The organism is Leifsonia sp. CL147 (assembly GCF_900114565.1).
GTDB lineage: Bacteria > Actinomycetota > Actinomycetes > Actinomycetales > Microbacteriaceae > Leifsonia.
Genome location: NZ_FOTM01000001.1, coordinates 357877 through 372997 on the forward strand (window position 1 = coordinate 357877; position 15121 = coordinate 372997).

The 15121-nt window shown below is 67.8% G+C and carries 8 protein-coding genes; 6 read left to right on the forward strand and 2 right to left on the reverse strand.

Annotated elements, in window-relative coordinates:
- Nucleotides 1–5: 5 nt before the first annotated feature.
- Nucleotides 6–629 carry a TetR/AcrR family transcriptional regulator gene (locus BM287_RS01730; RefSeq protein ID WP_090034886.1) on the forward strand — a complete coding sequence of 208 codons (624 nt, stop codon included), beginning with the start codon at nt 6–8 and terminating at the stop codon, nt 627–629.
- Between the two features lie 250 nt (nt 630–879).
- Here BM287_RS01730 and BM287_RS01735 read toward each other — a convergent pair whose 3' ends face one another.
- Nucleotides 880–3627, reverse strand: coding sequence for a beta strand repeat-containing protein (locus BM287_RS01735; RefSeq protein WP_090034881.1), 2748 nt, complete (start codon nt 3625–3627; stop codon nt 880–882).
- Between the two features lie 448 nt (nt 3628–4075).
- Between BM287_RS01735 and BM287_RS01740 the strand changes: the two genes are divergently transcribed.
- A complete protein-coding gene (locus BM287_RS01740; RefSeq protein ID WP_139230589.1) occupies nt 4076–7888 on the forward strand; it encodes a DUF7507 domain-containing protein in 3813 nt (1270 codons plus the stop codon).
- Between the two features lie 602 nt (nt 7889–8490).
- Here the strand turns inward: BM287_RS01740 and BM287_RS01745 are convergent.
- Nucleotides 8491–9594 carry a LacI family DNA-binding transcriptional regulator gene (locus BM287_RS01745; protein ID WP_090034873.1) on the reverse strand — a complete coding sequence of 368 codons (1104 nt, stop codon included), beginning with the start codon at nt 9592–9594 and terminating at the stop codon, nt 8491–8493.
- A gap of 130 nt (nt 9595–9724) precedes the next feature.
- Between BM287_RS01745 and BM287_RS01750 the strand changes: the two genes are divergently transcribed.
- From BM287_RS01750 to BM287_RS01765, 4 genes are all read left to right on the forward strand, one after another.
- Nucleotides 9725–11830: a beta-galactosidase gene (locus BM287_RS01750; RefSeq protein ID WP_090034870.1), complete on the forward strand. Its 2106-nt coding sequence runs from the start codon at nt 9725–9727 to the stop codon at nt 11828–11830.
- Nucleotides 11827–12759, forward strand: coding sequence for a carbohydrate ABC transporter permease (locus BM287_RS01755; protein ID WP_090034868.1), 933 nt, complete (start codon nt 11827–11829; stop codon nt 12757–12759). Before BM287_RS01750 ends, BM287_RS01755 begins: the two co-directional genes overlap by 4 nt.
- Nucleotides 12756–13655 (forward strand): carbohydrate ABC transporter permease, encoded by a 900-nt coding sequence (locus BM287_RS01760; RefSeq protein ID WP_090034865.1) that lies wholly within the window; start codon nt 12756–12758, stop codon nt 13653–13655. Before BM287_RS01755 ends, BM287_RS01760 begins: the two co-directional genes overlap by 4 nt.
- Nucleotides 13656–13739: 84 nt before the next feature.
- A complete protein-coding gene (locus tag BM287_RS01765; protein WP_090034863.1) occupies nt 13740–15083 on the forward strand; it encodes an ABC transporter substrate-binding protein in 1344 nt (447 codons plus the stop codon).
- Nucleotides 15084–15121 lie beyond the last annotated feature (38 nt).

The following is a 15121-nucleotide window of genomic DNA, read 5'->3' on the forward strand; positions in this document are numbered from 1 at the left end:
GGTGTATGGCCAGACCTCGAAGCTTCGACCGCAACCACGTCCTGCATGCCGCCGAGCGGCAGTTCCGCAGCGCGGGCTACAACGGCACGAGCGTCGACGACATCAGCGCCGCCACGGGCCTTGGCCGCGGCAGCCTCTATGCCGCGTTCGACGGCAAGCACGGCGTACTGCTGGAGGCGATGTCCGGGTACTTCGACCGGCTGGGACAGCTTGCCCCGACGGCACTCGCCGGACCGGACGAGGACGCCATGGAACGACTGCACGCGTACTTGCTCAGCGCGGTTAACGGGGTGCCACTCGCTAACGACGTACCCGCCGCCCCTGACCGGGCGGCTGCGGCCTGCTTCGCCACCAAGATGGTCTTGGAGCTCGGCGCCTCCGACCCCGAAGTGCAACACATGGCCAACCACAGCTTGTCCATACTCGCGACGGTGGTCGCCGAGTGCGTACGAGCGGCGCAGCGCAACGGCGACATCGACCCCGAGGCGGATCCTGAGGACCTTGCGTACCTACTACTGACCATCATCCGCGGGATGGATGTCGTCGGCGCGCATGGCAACAGTCCTGCCCGCCTGACCTCCATCGCGGAGAGCGCCTTCGCATTGCTGCCTCGCCGACACGACAGCTGACAAGGACACCACCTGCCTCGTCGAGCAGGCGCGGCCGGCTTGATTCGGCTGGTCTATCGCCTGCGACGGGCGATGACGACTACCACGATCGCGACTACGAAGAGCGTGGCGAACACGGCGACCACGCTTCCGATACTGGTTCCCATGCTTCCGCCTCTCGGTTGCTAGCGGTGGGAGATTATCAGTCTCGGCGTGCACTGCTTTCCGAGGTGTCCGCAGAACTCGGCATGACTGCCCGTGGGCGTTGCACTCATGCGGATCGACGGCGTCGCACCGTGATGGCGAGAATGATCACACCACTGACCAGCAAGGCGAGGGCAGCTGCAATGCCCGGGATGCTGTCACTTCCTGTAGAGGCCAGGTGGCCGTTCTGGCCGGAACCGGTCGCCGCCGGGTCCGACGGCTGGCCGGCGCCAGACGGGTCGGACGGGCCGCCCCCGGGAGGTGTGGGCCCGCCTGGTGCAGTGGCGGTGACGACCTGGGCGGTGGACGCGTTGGAGGTCGGAGCGGTCACACCCTCCGGCGCGGAGGCCGTGGCCGTCGCGGTGTTCGAGATCGAGCCCTGCGCCACATCGGCGGCGGTGATCGTGTAGCCGGCGGTGCAGGTGACGCTCTGTCCCGGCGCGATGCTGGTGCTCGCCGGGCAGGTGACGGCGGAGAGGGTGCCGGACCCGCTGAAGCTGCCCTCGTCGATGACCGGGTCGGTCACGGTGACGTTGCCGGTGTTGGTGACCTGGAAGTCGTAGGTGAGCGCCTGTCCGGCCGTGTACGAGGCCGCCTTCGCGGTCTTCACGAGGGTGAGTGCGGAGGCACGCGGAACGGTCAGCGTCGCAGTCGAGTCCTTGGAGGTGACGGTGGCGTTCTGCGGCGACAGGCCGGTCGCGGCGGCGGTGTTCGTGAGCTGTCCGGCATCCACATCCTGCTGGGTCACCGTGTAGTCGGCGGTGCAGGTCTCGACCTGGCCGGGCACGAGCGCGCCGGTCGGGCAGACGATCGCCGAGATGGTTCCGGTGCCGGTGAAGGAGCCTTCGTTCACCTGAACCGCGCTGATCGTGACATTGCCTGTGTTCTCGACACGGAAGCTGTAGACGACCTTCTGGCCGGCCTTCGTCACGGTCGCCGGGTTCGCCGTCTTGTCGAGCGTGAGCTCGGGGGCGGCGGGTGCGCTGGTGTCCACCTCCGAGACGGCGGAGACGACCGGGGTTGTGCTTCCGGTCGGCGTTCCGGACGCGGTCGCCGAGTTCGTCAGCCCGCCCGCGTCGACGTCGGACTGCTGCACCGCGTACGTCGCCGTGCAGTCCATCTGCCCGCCGACCGCAAGGGTCGTGTCCGGGCAGGTCACGGCCGACAGCGAGCCCGCGGGGGCAGTGCCGTCGAGCCGCGTGAACGGGCCGTCAGCGATCGCGATGCCGTTCAGCGCGACGTTGCCCTTGTTCTCCACGTCGAAGTGGTAGGTGAGCGTCTGACCAGCGACGAGCTTCCCGGAAGCACCCAGGTCAGCGGACTTGACCAAGCCGATCCCGGGCGCGGGCGCCTGGGTGGGGGTGGTCGCAGTGTCCGTGTTCGACGTGACCTGCTCGGAGTTGCCGACCGCAGTGCCGGTCGCGCTCGCGGTGTTGACCACGGAACCGGCTGAGACGTCGGCCGCGGTGATCGTGTACGACTGGTCGGCCGAGCAGGTCTCGCTCTGCCCGACGGCGAGCACGGTCAGCTGGCACGTCGCCGGACCGGCCTTCGGGTCATCGACCACGATGTTCGTCATCGGCACCTGACCGCTGTTCGTCACCGTGAACGTGTAGGGGATGGTGTCCCCGGCGTCAACAAGCCCGTCGCCGTTCACATCGACCGGCGTGCCCGCGTGCTTCTGAAGAGTGAGCCCGCGCTGCAGACCGGTGTTCGTGATGGTGCAGTCGACCACGTCGCCGATGCCGACCTGCACATCCGCACTGGCACCGGCGGCGCCGCTGGGGAGGCTGGCATCCGCGGCGCCGTTGCGGGTGCAGGCCCATGCGTGGTCGTAATTGCTCAGCGAGCCGGCGGAGGCGGACTCGGCCAGCTGCAGCGTCGTGGCACCGGTGTCGGCCACGAGCGGGATGTACCCGGTCGACGCGCTCGTGCCGCCGTTCGTGTCCGAACTGCCGAGCACGGTGCTGCCGTTGGCAACCGAGATGCCGAACGAATCGCCTGCGTACCCGCTGGTGACGGTCTTGTTCAGCTGCACGCTCGAGATCAGGACGCCGAATGCGACACCCTGCCGACCCGAGGTCGCGTCGCCCATCGACTGCGCGAAGGTCGCCGGGTGCGTGGAGGAGAGGATCGGCGTGCCGGTCTTCGTCCCCGTGCTCTGCCCCGTGCAGGTGACGGAGGTCGTGCCCACGCCGGTGAACCCGCCCGCACACGCATTGCCCAGGCCGTTGCCGCCGGCGTTCGCGGTGAGCGAGTCGATCGGCGCCGACGACGTCCAGGTGATCGACTCGCCGTTGTCCGACGACTCGGCGTCCGCGCCCACGAGCGCGTATGCCGTGACCACGGCGCCGTTCCGGTCGGTCATCGTGATGTTGCTGAGCGTCATCGTCGTCGTGCCGCTGCCGTTCGCCGTGTGATACAGAGCGGGCTTGCCAGCCACACCCGTGTAGTGCGAGTTGTTGCCCAGGTACGCGCCCGACCAGGTCGGCAGGGCGGTGGCCGCGATCGCGCGTCCTGAGACGGTCATCGTGTACGACAGCGTGTAGCCGCCAGGCACCGCGGCCGTGAACGACTGGCCTCCAGCGGTGGTCGCGACCGTCGGATCGTACGCGGACATGTCGAACCAGCACAGGCTCTTCGCGTACGTGCCGGTTCCCACCGTGGCGAAACTGCAGCTCGCGGGTGAAGCAGCACTCGCAGCACCGACCGGTGCCAGCGCGAGAAGGCCGGCGGTCGCCAGCGCGACAGCGGCGACGGCGGAAAGCAACCGGGAGACGGGTCGAGGCAGGCGGAAGCCAATCGAGGCGTTCATAACATCCTTGCAGCAGCATCGACCGCGGGCGGCGACCGATGGAGTCGGGTAATCGGGTAGCTCGGCTGTTGCATGCAGCACGTATCAGCGCCTACCGGCGAGAAAGATACGCATGTATTTGTTGCGGACGGGAGCATAACACACTCGTGCAACGACGGCGGGACGGAGACTCCTGGCGAACGCTTCGGGGTGTTGTCCGCGGTGGGACACATCACGAGGCCGCAGCCGCGGATACCCTGGTCGCGACGTTCCCAGGGAGGGTGAAGGCGGGGTGAAAGACGAGGTGAACGGTCGTTCTACCCGCTAGTCTGCAGCTTTATAACCACATTGACAGGTGGTTTGGAGCTTTCAAGCATTCACGTCGCGCCGACCTGCGACAGCTAGGGGAACGTCTGTGTCGAAAACTGCCCGTGGCTTTTGGCCCGCATCCGCCCGTCACGTCGAATCCGTGCGGCGACCCTCGCGGTGGCTGTCCGGGTTGCTGAGCGCCGCGCTCGTCGCAGCGAGCCTCGCGCTCGTGGGGACGGTAGCTGCAGTACCGGCGCCGGCTTCGGCCGCCCCGGTCAGTGAGTGCAGTATCGCCTCGAACGGCTCCTTCGAGGAGCCGAACATCCAGGGCGACCCGGCCAACCCGCAGCCGGGGGATGCGTACATCAACGGGTACAACCAGTTCCGTACCAGTAATGCCACGATCAGCGGTTGGCAGGTTGTTGCGGGAACGATCGATCTGCTGCGTTACTACAACAACGCGAGCGATGGAGCCCAGAGCATTGACATGTGGGGTACTGCCCCGGCGACAATTCAACAGACCTTCACGGGACTGGTTCCTGGTGCCCAGTACAGCTTCTCGGTTGACTACAGCGGTCTGTCGAAGACCCAGTCGATTGCGACCGTGCAGTTGAGTCAGGGTGGTGCCTTCACGACGCTGGCGACGTTGTCGCCGGTCGCGGATGGCGTTCTGACCAACCCGACGGGTGGCACCCCGACGACGCCCTTCGAGACGGTCACGTGGTCCACCTACTCGAACACGTTCACAGCAACCGGAACCTCGGCGACCGTTCGCCTCCAGAACACCGCGGCGCCCGCCGTCAATAACACGGGATTGTTCGTCGACAACTTCACGTTCGCCAGCGACGGTCCGTGTCAAGACTTCGGAGACGCGCCCGACAGCTACGGCACGAGCCTTGCTGCCAACGGCGCTCGCCACATCGTCACCGGGTATGACGCGACGAACCACACCGCTCCGGTGATGCTCGGGTCAGCTATCGACACTGAGGCGGACGGTCAGCCCACCGCGTCAGCGAACGGCGATGACGTCGCCGGCATCGACGATGAAGACGGAGTTGCCGCTCCCATCACCATCACGCAAGGTCAGCCGTCGAGCGTGACGGTCTCGGCGACCAACAACTCGGCCGTCGACGTCACACTGGCCGGATGGATCGACCTGAACGGGGACGGACAGTTCCAAACCGCGGAGCGCGCCACCGTCACGGTCCCGGCGAACTCCGGAACCTCTGACTACGTGCTGAGCTTTCCCGCCGGCACGCTGACGGCCGACAGCTACGCACGGTTCCGTGTCTACGGGGCGGTCGAGGCCGACCCGCAGCCGATCGGCAATGTGACCGGCGGCGAGGTCGAGGACTACCCGGTCATCGTGCAGATTCCCGGCCTGTCGGTCGTCAAGTCGGCGTCGCCCTCCGATGCGGCCTCGTACACGCTGGGCCGTGTCATCACCTACACGTTCGTCGTCACAAACACCGGCAACGTCCCGCTGACCGGCGTGGTCGTCAACGACTCGGGCTTCACCGGAACGGGCACGCTTGGTCCGATCACCTGCCCGCCGGGCGCTGACACGCTGGCGGCAGGCGCACAGGTGTCCTGCACGGCCACCTACACGCTGACCCAGGCCGACGTGGATGCCGGCAAGCTGACGAACTCCGCCACCAGCACAGGCACCCCACCGGGAAGTCCGGACATCACGACGCCGCCGTCCCAGATCCAGATCCCGGTCAACCCTGCACCCTCGATCGACCTCGCCAAGAGCGCGACGCCTGCCACAGCGAACCGGGCCGACGACACCATCGCCTACTCGTTCCGGGTCACGAACACCGGAAACGTCACCTTGAGCGACCCGACGATCAGCGAGACGGCCTTCTCGGGAACGGGAACGGCACCCGCCGTGACCTGCCCGACCGGATCGATGTTGCCGGGGCAGGTCCTCACCTGCACTGCCGGCTACACCTTGACGCAGGCTGACGTCGACGCCGGTACGGTGGTGAACACCGCCACTGCGTCGGCCACCCCGCCGACTGGTGCGGCTCCGGTCTCGGCCCCGTCGACAGCGGCGGTGTCCATCCCCGCGGCCGCCGGGCTCACCGTAGCCAAGACGGCCGCGGTCACCGGAGCCGGCGTCGCCGGTGACGTGGTCACCTACTCGTTCCTGATCACGAACACCGGGAATGTGACCATTGCCGACGCAGGTGTCACCGAGGGGGCCTTCACCGGCACCGGAACGCTCGGCCCGGTCACCTGTCCCGCCGGAGCCGCCTCGATGGCCCCCGGGGATGCCGTGACCTGCACGGCCGCCTACACGCTGACCCAGGCCGACGTGGATGCCGGCTCGATCAGCAACACCGCCACGGCGACCGGCACGCCGCCAGGCGGGGGCGTCCCGCCCGTGTCGCCTCCGTCGACGAGCACCACACCGCTGACCCGGACCGCGGACCTGACGGTCGCGAAGACGGCAACGCCCACGACCATCACCACGGCCGGCGCGCTCATCGACTACAGCTTCCTGGTGACGAACACCGGAACAGTCACTCTCACGGACCCGGTCGTCAATGAGACGGCGTTCTCCGGTACCGGGCCTGTCCCGACCGTGGTGTGCCCGCCCGGTACCACCCTCGCTCCGGCTGCGACAGTGACGTGCGACGCGTCGTACACGGTCACCCAGGCAGACGTCGACGCCGGCACGATCAGCAACACCGCCACCGCGACTGCGACCCCGCCGACCGGTGTGACTGTCCCCGTCTCCGACCCGTCCAGCGCGAGCGTCGCCGCGACCGCCGCACCGGCGCTGACAATGGTCAAGTCGTCGGATGTGAGCACCATCACCCACGCCGGCCAGAAGGTGACCTACACGTTCCTGGTGACGAATACGGGCAACGTGACCCTGTCGGGCGTCGCCATCGACGAGGGCGCGTTCTCCGGCACCGGGACCCTCCCGGCGGCCGTGTGCCCGCAGCCGAACCTCGCACCCGGCTCGAACGAGACGTGCACTGCCGTGTACACGGTGACTCAGGCTGACGTCGACGCGGGCACCCTCACCAACACCGCCACGGCAACAGCGACCCCGCCAGGGTCCTCCACTGTCGTGGTCTCGCCTCCGTCGCCCCACACGGTGACGGTGGATCAGAACCCGGGTCTTTCGGTCGTCAAGTCGGCCGCCCCGGCCGCCCCGGCGGACTTCCACGCGGGCGAAGTGATCACCTACTCGTTCGTGGTGACCAACACCGGCAATGTGACCATGTCCGGCGTCGCGATCGCGGAGGGGGCGTTCACCGGTTCGGGCACTCTCCCCGCCCCGACCTGCCCCGCAGGTGCCGCATCACTGGCACCGGGCGCGCAGGTCATCTGCACCACCGACTACACGGTGACGCAGGCTGACGTCGACGCGGGCACGATCGCTAATACCGCGACCGCGACCGCGACACCGCCAGGGTCGGAGTCCCCGGTTCCCTCGGACCCGTCGTCGGTGACCGTGCCGGAGCCGGCCAGGCCCGCGGCGACGGTCTTGAAGACCGCTGACACGCAGAAGATCACGCAGGCCGGCCAGGTCATCCACTACTCGTTCACCGTTACGAACACCGGAAACACGAGTCTGAGCGACCCGAAGATCAACGAAGGCGCGTTCACCGGTCACAGCACCGTCACCACACCGGTGTGCCCGGCCGACCCTGCCGGCCTCCTCCCTGGTCAGATCATCGTGTGCACCGCCACTTACACGGTGGTCCCGGCGGACCTCACGGGCGAGGCGCTGGCGAACACGGCCACCGTCACGGTGACGCCACCCGGCGGTGACCCGATCACCTCGGATCAGTCGACTGCGCGCATCAGCGATGTGGCCGCACCAGTCAAGCCTGCCGACCCGCTCGCGTCGACCGGATCCACGATCGCTTGGGGTATCGGAGCTGCGGCACTCGCCCTGTTGATAGCGGGTGGGGCTCTGCTGCTGATTCGCCGCCGCCGCGCGACCGACTGAACCGGCCACGATGTGGTGGTTCAGCCGACACGGCTGAACCACCACATCCACAGAGATCGATGTACGCCGGCCGGCTCTGGACGTGCCGGCTCGTCGTCCCGAGCTGCGGCCTCCCCGTCCGCAGGATGGTGTGGCCGCACGGTCGGACGTGCGGCCGCACCGCCCTTCGCGACCATATAACGGCCCCTCTCGAGCCCGTCTCGAACCGACCACGAGCACCAAGGCCCGACGGTGCGGCTACCACTACGCCGATTGTCGCGATCCCGACGAGCTGACCCTGCCAGCGGGAGTGTGTGCGGCCGTTGGGAACGAATGCGGTTGCGCGCGCGACCGCATACGTTCCGAAAGGGCGCATTCGCCGCGCGCCCGGGCACGGGCGGTCGCCGGACCGCATACGTTCCGAAAGGGCGCATTCGCCGCGCGCCCGGGCACGGCCGTTCGCCCATGGGCGCCGGTCGGTGCTTCAGCCGGTGCCCGCGCCGGCGGGCGCGGAGCGAGTGCGGCCGTTTGGAACGAATGCTGTAGCTCGCCCCGCCGCAGGTGTTACGAAAGGGCGCACACGCCGCTGCCGCCCGCCGACAGCGATCGAGCGCGCGACGGCCTCAGCGGGGGGCTCCGCGGCCTCCCACCGGGCCGGTGGAGTCGCGCATCACGAGTGTGGGCGGCGGCAGGAAGCTCGGGCGGTCGGCGCCCTCGCCGATCTCGTTCAGCAGCGAGACGAGAGCGTTCTTACCCTGCACCCGGAAGTCGAGGCGGACCGTCGTCAGCGCCGGAGTGAAGTACGCGGATTCGGGCGTATCGTCCACTCCGGTCACGCTGACGTCGCCGGGGACGTGGAGGCCGCGCTCCGCGAGCGCGTGGATGGCTCCGAGGGCCATCTGGTCGTTGCCGGCGACGATCGCGGTGGGAAGCGACTCCAGGGGGAGGGCCATGACCGCTTCGTAGCCGGACCGCGCCGACCAGTCGCCCTGTGCCGTTCCGGCGGCCTCCAGCCCGAAACGGCTCAGCGCCGCTTCGAACGCGCGGCGACGGTTCCTGGCCGCTGAATACACTTCGGGTCCTGCGATATGCAGCAGCCGCTTGTGGCCCAGCCCGACGAGGTGCGAGACCAGCTGGCCTACTCCGGGCCGGTCGAAGGACGACTCCACCTGGAAGTCCTCCTCTTCGGCCGCGATCAGGGCGGGGACGCCGAAGTCCATCTGCTCGAACACGGCCTTCACGCTGTCCGTCGACGCGAACGCCAGGATGCCGTCGAGGTCGTACTGCAGGAGCTGGCCGAGGGCCTGGTCGAGCTCGTCCGGGTCCGCCATGTCGAGCGCGATCACATCCAGCAGGTAGCCGGCCTCGCGCGCAGCGGTGGTGGCGCCCTGGATGATCAGGCCGGGCCCGTACTGGTTGACCTCGTGGGTGAGGGCGCCGATGCGGTGGGAGCGGCCGGTGATGAGCGCCCGGGCGGAGAGGTTGGGACGGTAACTGAGGGTCTCCAGCGCCTTCTCGATCTTCGCTTTAGTGGATGCTCGCATATCGAGTCCGCGCATGTAGCGGCTGACCGACTGGTGCGAGACATCCGCCGCCCGGGCGATGTCGTAGATCGTCGTGCTCCGCCGTGCCGTAGCCGAGTCGGCTCGCCCGGCGTCGCGCGGACCGGGCGTCGGTGCCGTTTCCGCGAGTTGCTCCTCCACGTCGTGCCCCCCGTCGGTGTCCATTCGGTCAATTCTCGTGCCTGACCATCATGGCATTTGCATTTGCTTACTTTTATCGGTAACAATGTACGGCATCCAGAAACTGTTATCGGAAACAGTTTGGAATCCACACACGACGGAGTACCCGAAACCGATGCCTGCAACGACGCCCGCCCTCCCCCCGGAGATCCTCTTCGGGGTGGCCTACTACCCCGAGTACCACCAGTCCGATCGGCTGACGCAGGATCTGGACCTCATGGTCGCCGCGGGGATCACGGTGATCCGTGTGGGCGAGTCGGTGTGGTCGACGTGGGAGCCGCGTGACGGTCACTTCGAGCTCGAATGGATGGCGACCGTCCTCGACGAGGCGCACGCCCGCGGCATCCGGGTCATCCTCGGGACCCCGACGTATGCGGTGCCGCCGTGGCTGCAGACGGCCTACCCCGAGATCGCGGGAGAGCGCGCGACAGGCGAACGCATCGCCTGGGGCGCCCGGCAGGAGATCGACTACTCGCACCCGGCTTTCCGGTTCCACGCCGAACGCGTCATCCGGCGGATCGTCGGCCGGTACGCCGTCCACCCGGCCGTGATCGGCTATCAGGTCGACAACGAGCCCGGTCTCGAGCTGCTCCACAACCACGGTGTGTTCACCGGATTCGTGCGATCGCTCCGCGAGAAGTACGGCGACGTCCAGACGCTGAACCGCGAGTGGGGGCTGACCTACTGGTCGCACCGCATCGACGACTGGAGCGAGCTCTGGCGGCCCGATGGGAACACGTTCCCGCAGTACGACCTCGCGTGGCGCCGCTACCAGGCCGAGGTCACCGCCGACTTCATCTCGTGGCAGGCGGGGATCGTCCGGGAGTACGCCCGCGACGACCAGTTCGTCACCACCTGCCTGCAGTACCCGCGCCGCGGAGTCGACGACCGCACGGTGTTCCGCGCGCTCGACGTCACCTCGGGCAATCCCTACTACGGGATGCAGGACCGGCTCGACGCCTCCAGGGAACTGGGCAGGCTCAACGACTGGACCACGACCGGCGTCGCCGGGCTGTTCCGCCAGGCCGACCGGCTGTACTCCTCGAAGCAGGCGCGCTATCTGATCACCGAGACCAATGCGCAGTCCATCGACGGGCCGAGCTGCAACTTTCCGCCGTACCCCGGCCAGTTGCGCCAGGCGGCCTTCGCCTTCATCTCCCGCGGCGCCGCGATGATCGAGTACTGGCACTGGCACACGCTGCCGTTCGGCGCCGAGACCTACTGGGGCGGGGTGCTCCCGCACAGTCTCGTGCCCGGCCGGATCTACGGGGAAGTCAGCGAGCTCGGCGCACAGCTCAAGGCGCTGGGATCCTCGCTCGACGGGTTCGTCCCCGACGCTGAGGTCGCCGTCCTGTGGTCGAACCCGAGCCGGTACGCGCTGCAGTTCATGCCGCCCTTCGGCCTGAGCGCGGACGACGACGCGTACGAGCACCTGGTGGATGCGTTCTACCGCGGAGCGCTCGACGCCGGCCGGCAGGTCCGCATCCTCCACATCGAGCAGGCGCGGGTGGCCGGAGTCCGTGAGCTCGTCCGCCGGTTCCCGGTGCTCATCGCCGCGGGGCTGTACATCAGCACCGACGAGGACGTGGCCCTGCTCCGCGACTACGTGGCTGCGGGCGGCCACCTCGTCCTCGGCCCGCGGACGGCGTACGCCGACGACGAGGCCCGCGCCCGGGTGGAGGTCGCGCCCGCGGGGCTCGCCGAGGCCGCCGGGGTGATGTACGAGGAGTTCTCCAACCTGGAAGCCCCGGTCGGCATCGAGTCAGATCCCGGGTCCGGGATCCCCGCCGGTGCCAGCGGCACGCTGTGGGTCGACGGGCTCCTCCCGACGGGCGCCGAGTCGCTCGCGCGGTACGCGCATCCACGGTTCGCCGGCTTCGCAGCCGTCACGAGCGCCGTCCACGGAGAAGGGCGCATCACCGTCGTCGGAACCGTGCCCGACGCCGCGCTCGCCGCAAGCGTCGTCGCCGGTGCGGTGACCGCGACGCTGCGGACGCCGTTCCGGGAGACCCACCCGGCGGTGACGGTGTCGTCCGGGACGGCGCAGGGAGCCCGCGTCTGGTTCGTCTTCAACTGGGGCTGGGAGCGGCGATCGCTCGTCGTCTCGTCGCCGGTCACCGACGCGGTGAGCGGAGTGGAGATCGCCGGCGGGACCGAACTGGTGTTGAACGCGTGGGACGTCCGTGTCCTTCGCGAGGAGTCGGAGGATGCACGCGCATGACGGCCATTCAGGAACAACGACGCAGTGAGGTCGCAGCCCCTGCCCGGACGACACCGAGGAAGGCGAAACGGGAGTGGGCCGGCTGGCAGTTCACGGCGCCGTTCGCGGCGGTCTTCGTCCTCGTCTTCATCGCCCCGCTCGGATACGCACTGTATCTGAGCCTGTTCCAGAACAAGCTCATCGGCGGGAACGCGTTCGTCGGCCTCGACAACTATGTCCACGCACTGAGCGACCCGCAGTTCTGGGACGGCTTCGGCCGCGTCCTGCTGTTCCTCCTCGTCCAGGTGCCGATCATGCTGATCCTGGCGCTGGTGGCTGCGCTCGCGATCGACGGCGCGCGGCTGTACGCGAGCGGCCTGTTCCGGATGGTCATCTTCCTTCCGTATGCGGTCCCGGCCGTCGTGGCCGTCCTGCTGTGGGGCTTCATGTACGGCAACAACTTCGGCCTGACCGCGAACATCAACCACTTCCTGGGCAGCGAGGTGCTGCAACCGCTCAGCGGGCAGTGGATTCTCGCCTCGATCGGCAACATCGTCACCTGGGAGTACGTGGGCTACAACATGCTCATCTTCTACTCGGCGCTGAAGACCATCCCGGCCGAGCTCTACGAAGCCGCCGAGATCGACGGCGCCGGACGCTTCCAGGTCATCCGGGCGATCAAGCTGCCGGCGGCGCGGGGCGCGATCGTGATCGCGACCATCTTCTCCATCATCGGCAGCTTCCAGCTGTTCAACGAACCGAACGTGCTGAAACCGCTGGCCAACAACGCCATCTCGTCGTACTTCACCCCGAACCTGTACGCCTACAACCTCTCGTTCGCCGGGCAGCAGTTCAACTACGCGGCGACCGTCGCCATCGTGATGGGCGTCATCACCGCGGTGATCGCCTACGTCGTCCAGCTGCGCGGCACCCGGAAGGAAGACCGATGACCACCACGCTTCGCACCATCTCCCCGAAGGCCCGGAAGGCGTACTCGTTCGCGCGCCCCCGGAAGTCGATCGCGCTGACGATCGTCATGCTGGTGTTCCTCGTCTACGCCCTGGTCCCGCTGGCCTGGCTGGTGATCAACGCGGGCAAGACCCAGTCCGACCTGTTCGGCACGTTCGGTCTCAGCTTCGGCAGCAGGTTCGCGCTCTGGGACAACATCGTCGAGACCTTCACGTACAAGGACGGCATCTTCGTCCGCTGGCTGGGCAACACGCTGCTCTACGTCGCGGCGGGGGCCGGGGGAGCGACCCTGCTGGCGACGCTGGCCGGGTACGGGCTGGCGAAGTTCAAGTTCCCCGGCAAGAAGGCCTACTTCGCTGTCGTGCTCGGCGCGGTCGCCGTCCCCGGCACGGCGCTCGCGGTGCCGACCTTCCTGCTCTTCAGCCAGCTGGGCCTGACCAACACGCCATGGTCGATCATCATCCCGTCACTGATCACGCCGTTCGGGCTCTACCTGATCTGGGTCTACACGATCGACTCGGTGCCGACGGAGCTGCTGGAGGCAGCGCGTCTCGACGGCGCGAGCGAGCTGCGCACGTTCTTCACGATCTCCCTCAAGCTCCTCACCCCGGGCGTTGTCACGGTCGCCCTGTTCTCCATCGTCGCGACGTGGAACAACTACTTCCTCCCGTTGATCATGCTCAGCGACCCCACCTGGTACCCGCTCACCGTGGGCCTCAACCAGTGGAGCGCGCAGGCCGGCGGGGTCGGCGCCCAGCCGATCTACAACCTGGTCATCACCGGATCCCTGATCACGATCATCCCGATCGTCCTGGTCTTCCTCTTCTTGCAGCGCTTCTGGCAGTCCGGCCTGAGCGCTGGAAGCGTCAAGCAGTGACCCGAGAACACTGCACGATGCCGCACTGATCCCTTCTCGAACAGCGAGGGACCTGCCCCTCCACAACGAAGTGAAAGGAAACACATGTTCACCAGCAAGAAAGGCACGCGCCGCAGCCGTGCCGTCGCAGCACTCGCGGTCGCTGCGCTGTCGGCGGTCGCCCTGTCCGCCTGCAGCTCGGGTTCCACCGGCACCGGCGGGTCCGCATCCGACCTGGACTCGGCCCTCAAGAAGGGCGGCGACCTGACGTACTGGACCTGGACGCCCTCCGGACAGGCCCAGGCCGACGCGTTCATGAAGGAGTACCCGAAGGCCAAAGTGAAGGTGGTCAACGCCGGAACGGCGACCGCCGAGTACACCAAGCTCCAGAACGCCATCAAGGCGGGCAGCGGTGCGCCCGACGTGGCGCAGATCGAGTACTACGCCCTCCAGCAGTTCGCCCTCTCCGACGGGCTCCGCGACCTCAACTCGTACGGGCTCGGAGACCTGCAGAGCAAGTACACCGCCTCCACCTGGAGCGCCGTCAACATCGACAAGGGGCTCTTCGGCCTCCCGCAGGACTCCGGGCCCATGGTGCTGCTCTACAACAAGGCGGTCTTCGACCAGTACGGTCTGACGGTCCCGAAGACGTGGGATGAGTACATCGCCGATGCGGCCAAGCTCCACCAGGCCGACCCGTCGAAGTTCATCACGAACGACGCGGGCGATCCCGGCTACGCGCAGCCGCTGATCTGGCAGGCCGGCGGGCACCCGTACACGACCAACGGCTCGAATGTCACCATCAACCTGCAGGATGCGGGCACCAAGAAGTGGGCGGACACCTGGAACAAGCTGGTCGAGCCCGGACTCGTCTCGCCGATCCCCACCTGGAGCGATGACTGGTTCAAGGGCCTGAACAACGGCACGCTCGCAACCATCGTCACCGGAGCCTGGATGCCCGGCATCATGGAGAGCTCCGTCAAGGACGGCGCCGGCAAGTGGCGCGTGGCCCCGCTGCCCAGCTACGACGGCTCGCCGATCACCTCGGAGAACGGCGGAAGCGCCCAGTCCGTCACCAAGCAGTCGAAGAACCCCGCGCTCGCGGCCGCCTTCCTCCGCTGGCTGAACAGCTCGGACTCCAGCATCGGCGTGTTCCTGAAGAGCGGCGGCTTCCCGTCGACCACGGCGCAGCTGAACGCAGACAGCTTCCTCAACGAGGCGCCCGCGTACTTCGGCGGACAGCAGATCAACAAGGTCCTCGTGGACGCATCCAAGAACGTCGCGAAGGGATGGCAGTACCTGCCGTTCCAGGTCTACGCCAACAGCGTCTTCGCGGACACGGTCGGCAAGTCCTACGCGGCGAAGGGCGACCTCAACGCCGGGCTGAAGGCCTGGCAGGACAACCTCAGCTCCTACGGCAACAGCCAGGGGTTCACGGTCGACAAGTAGCCCGCCTGTGGGCGCCGGGCCGGACCCGGCGCCCACAG

Coding starts and splice junctions, on each gene's coding strand:
- BM287_RS01760 (WP_090034865.1), top strand. CDS start 12,756: ATGACCACCACGCTTCGCACCATCTCCCCGAAGGCCCGGAAGGCGTAC.
- BM287_RS01765 (WP_090034863.1), top strand. CDS start 13,740: ATGTTCACCAGCAAGAAAGGCACGCGCCGCAGCCGTGCCGTCGCAGCA.
- BM287_RS01755 (WP_090034868.1), top strand. CDS start 11,827: ATGACGGCCATTCAGGAACAACGACGCAGTGAGGTCGCAGCCCCTGCC.
- BM287_RS01750 (WP_090034870.1), top strand. CDS start 9,725: ATGCCTGCAACGACGCCCGCCCTCCCCCCGGAGATCCTCTTCGGGGTG.
- BM287_RS01730 (WP_090034886.1), top strand. CDS start 6: ATGGCCAGACCTCGAAGCTTCGACCGCAACCACGTCCTGCATGCCGCC.
- BM287_RS01735 (WP_090034881.1), bottom strand. CDS start 3,627: ATGAACGCCTCGATTGGCTTCCGCCTGCCTCGACCCGTCTCCCGGTTG.
- BM287_RS01745 (WP_090034873.1), bottom strand. CDS start 9,594: ATGGACACCGACGGGGGGCACGACGTGGAGGAGCAACTCGCGGAAACG.